Genomic DNA, 6,438 nt, shown 5'->3' with positions numbered 1-6,438 from the left:
ATATCCCCAAAATTAGGGCTTCTCAGCAGTGCAAACGGAAAGCTTTGAACACAATGAGCAGTCAAAGACATCGAGCAAGTCATTGGTAGGTGCGGCGTCACCTCAGGGGTGATTCTTCTCTGCATCTCTACAACTCACACGTGCCAAGGGACTACCAAAAAAGCAAAGTACCCAAAACACTCAGTTCGCTCACGTTCTATTTTTGTTTTTGTTGCTGAACGTCTTCCCGCAGCTTTTTGTTTTTGTTGAGGCGCTGCTTTGTCACTGTTGTTTTTGTTGTTGTGCACTTAAATAGATTGCAGTTGGCGTGCCACTTTTTTAAAACCTTTTGTTAACAGTAAGTTATGATTTTTCTGAGTGTAGGTGTTACCCCATACGCACTATAAGTGTTACCCGTAATAGGTGGTTTCTCTATGGAGTGTTACCGGGGGGAACACGCGGTAACAGTTGAGGGCAGTTTCATTTTTTCCGGGGTATGCCAAGGCGCTGCCGACGTTCCCAAAGGGATTTTCGGCTGATGCCCAGTTTTTGGGCCAACTCGGTTTCGCTCATGCGATCCTGGTTTTCCAGAACAAAGTGTTGGAAGTAGTCTTCTAGGGAAAGATCGTTGGTGTTGTCTGCTTCCCGAGTGTGAAGTTGCTCATTGTTGCCTTCCACCAGTGTTTCAGGGATGTACTCATCACTCCCTTCGCTGTCGAGATCCAGTAAAGACGGTGTAATTACATCGCCGTCGCAGAGGATGCTGGCTCGCTCAATCGCATTTTCCAACTCCCGTACGTTGCCAGGCCAGCGGTGCCGTTCTAGCGCGCGCATGGCTTCCGGGCTGAGGTTCAGGTTCGGCTTGCCCATCTTGTTGCCTTGGGAAGTAAGGAAGCGTCGGGTAAGTCCCAAAATGTCACTTTGGCGTTCGCGCAAGGGCGGAATCCGTATTTGCATCACATTTAGGCGATAGTAAAGGTCTTCCCGAAATCCACCCGTGCGGGTCATTGCTTTCAGGTTTCGGTGAGTAGCGGCGATCATCCGCACGTTCACTTTTCGGCTTTGAGTTGAACCAACCTTGCGGATCTCGCCTTCCTGTAGCACTCGCAGCAGTCGTGCCTGTGCTTCGGCTGGTAGCTCTCCGATTTCGTCCAAAAATAGGCTGCCACCATCTGCGGCCTCAATCAGACCGGTTCTTGCTGACACGGCGCCGGTAAAGGCGCCTTTTTCATGGCCGAACAGTTCGGATTCTATGAGGCTTTCCGGGATGGCCGCGCAGTTTACCGATATCAGTGGGTTTGCTGCGCGTGGGCTTGAGAGATGCAGAGCCCTGGCAACAAGCTCTTTACCGGTGCCCGATTCGCCCTGCACAAGCACGGTGGCTTCTGTGGGTGCTACTTTGCGTATAAGCGTGAATACCCGCTGCATGGGTTCGCATTGGCCGTACATAATGCTGGCAGGGTCACCGTTTTCTGACGGTGCTGCGGCATCTCCCTGGCGTTCTGAGGCTGATGACATGGTGCGAGCGAGAATGCCTTCCACGGCTGCTAACATCTCATCGTGATCAAACGGCTTGGCTATGTACTCAACGGCGCCCATTTTCATGGAGTCTACGGCAGAGCGCAGGCTGGCGTAGCTGGTCATGATCAGTACCGGTGTGTTCGGCGCTCGGTTGATCAGCTCCGTGCCGGCAGCGCCGGGGAGGCGCAGGTCTGAAATGATCAGGTCAAACTGATCCGGTTCGTGGCGCTGCTCTGCTTCTTCGACAGAGCCGACATCGTCAACGTCATAGCCCGCATGTAACAACAATTTGCGAACAGCTGAACGAATAATGTCTTCATCTTCCACGATCAAAATTCGGGGCATAGCAGTCTCAGAACCTTTCGTTCGGGCGGATGGCGGAGTTGTCTGTCTCCGGCTCATAAGCTGGCAGTTTCAGTCGGACACAGGTGCCGCGACCGGTTGCCGGGTCTGCGGGGCTTTCTACCTGAATGTTGCCGTAGTGTTCTTCAATAATGCTGTACACCAGGGACAAACCAAGGCCGGTTCCTTTGCTGGTTGCCTTGGTGGTGTAGAAGGGCTCGAAGACGTGGTCAAGCTGATCCACGGGTATACCCGAGCCCTGATCAACGACCTCGATGATAGCCGAGTAATCGTCTTCCTTGCCAGCAACCCGAACAAAGCCCCCCTCGGGAGAAGCATCCCGAGCGTTGGCCAGAAGATTGACAAAAACCTGCAAAAGCCGCTGTTCGTCGCCCAGTATCAGAAGCGTTGCAGGGCAGTCATTGGTGTAGTGAATGCCAAGACCCTGGTCGCTCAGAGACAAAAGGTTGATAGATTCGTCCACACAGCGTCGGATGCTCACAGGCTCATATAAGTTGGCTTGGGAGTGGTTTCCGGTGCGGGCGAAGTTCATTAGCGATTGCAGAATGGTTGATATGCGCCGAGTCTGCTGCTGAATCTGGCTGGCTGTTTCCAGAATCTCCGGGTTGTCGGTTTCGAGCTTGAGGTTCTGAGCCAGTGAGGAGATGCCTGTTACCGGGTTGCCGATTTCGTGGGCAACGCCCGCCGCTAGACGCCCAACGGATGCCAGGCGCTCGCTGTGCATCAACTCGTCTTCCAGCAACCGGGTTTCGGTTTGGTCTTCTACCAGAATAATGCTGCCGCCATCCGGGTGATCTGGGCCGCTCAAGGCGGCTTTGTGGAGGTTCAGCCAGTGGGGTCGGCCTTTTAGATCCAGCCGATGTTTGTAGCGGTGTTGGTCTTCTCCACTGTTGAAATCATCCAGCAGATGATGCCAATGGTCAGGAAGTGCCATTAACCTCGCACCGACAACATCATCGGCGGTGATGCCAGTCAGCTCTTCAATAGCTTGGTTCCACATCAGGATTTCACCATCCTCGCCCACGGAGCAGGCGGGGATTGGAAGGTTCTGAAGAGTTTGCCGATAGTGTCGGCGCAGGTTATCTAATTCGCCTGCCAGCCCAGTGAGCCTGTTCTGGTAGTCTCCCAGCGCACGCTCCACGTACCTGATATCTTGGGCGGTGCCACCCCGGGCCAGAGGTTTAAAACCTAGGTGGCGTTTGACCATATCCCGGGCAACTGAGGGCCCCAGTAACCCAGACAGATTGATTTCAACTTGATCGCGCAGCCGTCTGAGCTGATAAGGCCGGTATTCAACATTCGGTAGTCTTAATTGCCCCAGCGCACGTTTTATTTCTCGCTTGGCCGCATCGTAACCAAGGGGCTCGGCTAGCTGTCGCACAAAATCGGCGGAGGAGCTTGCCAATAGCTCGCGGCGCTGTGGGCGTGATAGCGCCCCCATAGAGCAGGCCTGGGCAGCGCTGGTTTCTTCGTTGGTGCTGGTGCTAAGTACTGAAATTAGCGTAAAAACCGACACGTTTGCCGTTAGGCTGACAAACGTAAATATGTGCCAGTTGCTGTAATCCGGGATAATCGGCGCGTTCAGCCATTCCAGCAGGTTGGCAGTGTGGGAGAAAGGTAATACCAGGGTAACCAGCCAGATAGCCAGGCCGACAGTCAGTCCGGCAATCAGCCCGCGACGGTTGCCTTCCGGCCAGTAGATGACGCCCAGGGCGCCCGGCAGCAGTTGCAGTGTTCCGGCAAGGGAAATGGCTCCGAGGATGGATAAGTCCAGGTTTTTGCCGAGGGTTTCGTGGAACAGCAAAGCCAGAAGAATGATCGCGGCGATCAGCAGGCGCTTTACCCACTGCAGCCAGCGGTAAATATCACCCTGATCTTTTGGAGTTTTAATGGGCAGAACCATGTGGTTCAAAACCATGCCGGCCAACGCCAGGGTGCTCACGATCATCAAGCCGCTGGCGGCAGACAGTCCCGCAATGTACATGAGTAAGGTTAGTGCGGGGCTTTCTAGCGCTTGAGCAACGCCAATAATGTAAAAGTTGGCGCCGGTGGTGACGCCCAGTGCCTGGCCTCCCCAAAGAATCAGCGGCACCGGAATGCCCAGCAGCAACAGATAAAGCGGCAGCCCCCAGCTAGCTTTCGCCAATGCTTTGGGTGATGGATTCTCGCTGAATGTCATGTGGTACATGTGCGGCAACACCAGGGCACCTGCAAAGGACATCAACATAAGCGCGCGCCAGCTACCATCGTCGATGCTCAGCGACATGGTCGCTATCGAAGTGGCATTGTTGCTTTCAAGCCAGGCGTCTAAGCCGCCCATGCCGTCGAATACGCCAAAAAGCACAACGCCGCCAATCACCAACAAAGCGACCAGTTTCACCAGAGAATCGAAGGCAATGGCCAGCACCAGGCCTGGGTGGTTGTCTGCCTCTTGATGGCGTCGGGCGCCAAAAAGCATGGCAAACAATACAACGATTAGGCTGAACATAACGCTGATCAGATGCGGAGACGTGTCTGGCGCAAGAATGCTGGCAGATGTGGAAACTGCCTGTATCTGCATGCTTAGTAGCGACAGTATAGCGCCGCCAGAGCACAGGGTAACAAGCGTGCCGGCCCACTGGCTGCGATATCGGTAAGCGAATAAATCTGCCAGAGAGGTCAGTTGGTAGGCGCGGCCTATCCGCATGATCGGATTGAGTAGAACTGGGGCCAATAAAAATGCGCCACTGATCCCGAGATAGTAGGCAAGAAAGCCGTAACCGGATTCTGCGGCCAAGCCAACAGCTGCATACACAGCCCAAATGCCGGCGTAAACGCCCAGGCTGAGTGTGTAGACAAGCGGGTGGCGAACCCAGTGCCTGGGCAGCATGTCTCGCTCGGTTATCCAAGCGACGCCGAATAGGACAACAAGGTATAACAGGCTGGCAAACAGCAGCCCAGAAGCGCTAAAACTCATTCGGATCCCGTCGCCATTCTAACCAGAACCCAACGGCAATAAGACCTGCCCAAATCAGGAAGGGGCTGTACCAAGCGTTACCGGGGGAGGTCCACCAGTCGAGAATGTTGGGTGAAAAGATATAGATGGCCAGAACCAGCAAAAAAACCAGTCGGTAGATATACATCAGGCATGCGATCCGCGCTGGGGTTTGTGAAAGGCTTTATACCACGACAGTCACCGGGATGTCAGGTGAACGGCCCCGCGATTCCAGTGCGTACTGGCCCATTTAAGTAGATTTTCCAGAGGCTCAGTCCGTAGCGATCGAGGTGGTTGTTGGTTTAGGGCCTCCAGCGCAGCAAAAAGGTTTTCTACCGGCGTATGATTATCCAGCGCCGGCGCATGGTTCTGCTTGGATAACTTCTGTCCGTGATCGTTAACAATCACGGGAATGTGGAGCCAGTGTGGTGGTGTTGCCTCAAGCGCACGGTAAATCTGTAATTGCTGAGCGGTCATGTCCAGCAGATCTGAGCCGCGTACCACATCGGTAACGCCTTGATCGATATCGTCTACCACTACCGCAAGCTGGTAGGCAAAAAAGCCCTCTTTGCGCAGCATAACCGGGTCATCAATTTCGGCTTGGACAGCCTGATGCTGTGGCCCCAGTAGCTGATCATGCCATTGGCATTGATCGTCGTTGAGCACAAAGCGTATAGCGAAGGGCTGGTCGCGAGTTGTGTCATCGTTTCGGCAGCGCAATGGGTGTCTGCCATTATTGGCTTGTAGCTGTTTGCGTGAACAGCTACAGCGATAGGCGTAGCCTTTGTACAGCAGGTGCTCAATAGCTGCGTGGTAGGCTTCATGGCGACGAGACTGGAAGTGCACTGGCTCGTCTGGAAATAGCCCGTGGGCGTCAAGGCTGGTAAGGATTTGGCCTGTGGCTTCTGCCGGTTCCCTCAGAGGGTCGAGATCCTCAATGCGAATTAACCACTGCCCGTTCTGGGACTTAGCTTCCAGATAGCTTGCCAGCGCTGTAACCAGCGAACCGAAATGAAGCGGACCTGTGGGGGAGGGCGCAAAGCGGCCTCGGTATTGGCGCAGCTTGGTCATTGATAGGGCGAGTTGGCCGGCTGTGCCTTAACAGACTGCGCCGGCCAGGTCGGGTTTGCCGTCTTAGATGCCAGTTTGGCGCTCGCGGATTTCAGCAAGAGTTTTGCAGTCAATGCACAGTGTCGCGGTCGGGCGTGCCTCAAGGCGACGAATACCGATTTCTACACCGCACTGATCGCAAAAACCATAGTCGTCTTTGTCGATGCGATCGTTCGTTTGATCGATTTTCTTGATCAGCTTGCGCTCACGATCACGGGTGCGCAGTTCCAAGCTGAACTCTTCCTCCTGGGTTGCGCGATCACTGGGATCTGCGTAGTTTGCAGCATCTTCCTGCATGTGGTGCATGGTGCGGTCCACTTCTTCCATCAGCTCCTGCTTCCATTGCAGCAGCAAATTTTTGAAGTGCTCTAACATCTCTGCACTCATGTACTCTTCACCCTTTTTCATTTCATAAGGGGTGAAGTTCGTAAAACGTTCGCGTGATTGGTCTGCTGTGGTTGCCATATGACCCGGCCTCTTTTTATATACCT

At 54.1% G+C, this 6,438-nt stretch carries 5 protein-coding genes; all 5 read right to left on the bottom strand.

Features of this window, described 5'->3' with window-relative positions:
- Positions 1-459 precede the first annotated feature (459 nt).
- Positions 460-1,845, bottom strand: a complete 1,386-nt coding sequence (locus tag ACTH3S_RS14630; protein ID WP_441809745.1) for a sigma-54-dependent transcriptional regulator — start codon at positions 1,843-1,845, stop codon at positions 460-462.
- A gap of 7 nt (positions 1,846-1,852) precedes the next feature.
- Complete coding sequence (locus tag ACTH3S_RS14625) at positions 1,853-4,819, bottom strand: ATP-binding protein (protein WP_441809744.1); 2,967 nt, start codon at positions 4,817-4,819, stop codon at positions 1,853-1,855.
- Entirely contained in the window at positions 4,809-4,985 is a 177-nt protein-coding gene (locus ACTH3S_RS14620) for a hypothetical protein (protein ID WP_441809743.1), read from the bottom strand. Before ACTH3S_RS14620 ends, ACTH3S_RS14625 begins: the two co-directional genes overlap by 11 nt.
- Before the next feature lie 50 nt (positions 4,986-5,035).
- Positions 5,036-5,908: a tRNA glutamyl-Q(34) synthetase GluQRS gene (gene gluQRS / locus ACTH3S_RS14615; RefSeq protein WP_441809742.1), complete on the bottom strand. Its 873-nt coding sequence runs from the start codon at positions 5,906-5,908 to the stop codon at positions 5,036-5,038.
- A gap of 63 nt (positions 5,909-5,971) precedes the next feature.
- Positions 5,972-6,412, bottom strand: a complete 441-nt coding sequence (gene dksA / locus ACTH3S_RS14610; RefSeq protein WP_441809753.1) for an RNA polymerase-binding protein DksA — start codon at positions 6,410-6,412, stop codon at positions 5,972-5,974.
- Positions 6,413-6,438: the final 26 nt, after the last annotated feature.

This window comes from Marinobacter sp. (assembly GCF_052094685.1).
GTDB lineage: Bacteria > Pseudomonadota > Gammaproteobacteria > Pseudomonadales > Oleiphilaceae > Marinobacter.
Note: the sequence above shows the minus strand (reverse complement) of the source record. Positions and strands in the feature narration are given on the sequence as shown.

What these genes read in the sequence shown, in the direction of transcription:
- gluQRS (WP_441809742.1), bottom strand. Translation starts at nt 5,908, where the DNA reads ATGACCAAGCTGCGCCAATACCGAGGCCGCTTTGCGCCCTCCCCCACA.
- ACTH3S_RS14625 (WP_441809744.1), bottom strand. Translation starts at nt 4,819, where the DNA reads ATGAGTTTTAGCGCTTCTGGGCTGCTGTTTGCCAGCCTGTTATACCTT.
- dksA (WP_441809753.1), bottom strand. Translation starts at nt 6,412, where the DNA reads ATGGCAACCACAGCAGACCAATCACGCGAACGTTTTACGAACTTCACC.
- ACTH3S_RS14620 (WP_441809743.1), bottom strand. Translation starts at nt 4,985, where the DNA reads ATGTATATCTACCGACTGGTTTTTTTGCTGGTTCTGGCCATCTATATC.
- ACTH3S_RS14630 (WP_441809745.1), bottom strand. Translation starts at nt 1,845, where the DNA reads ATGCCCCGAATTTTGATCGTGGAAGATGAAGACATTATTCGTTCAGCT.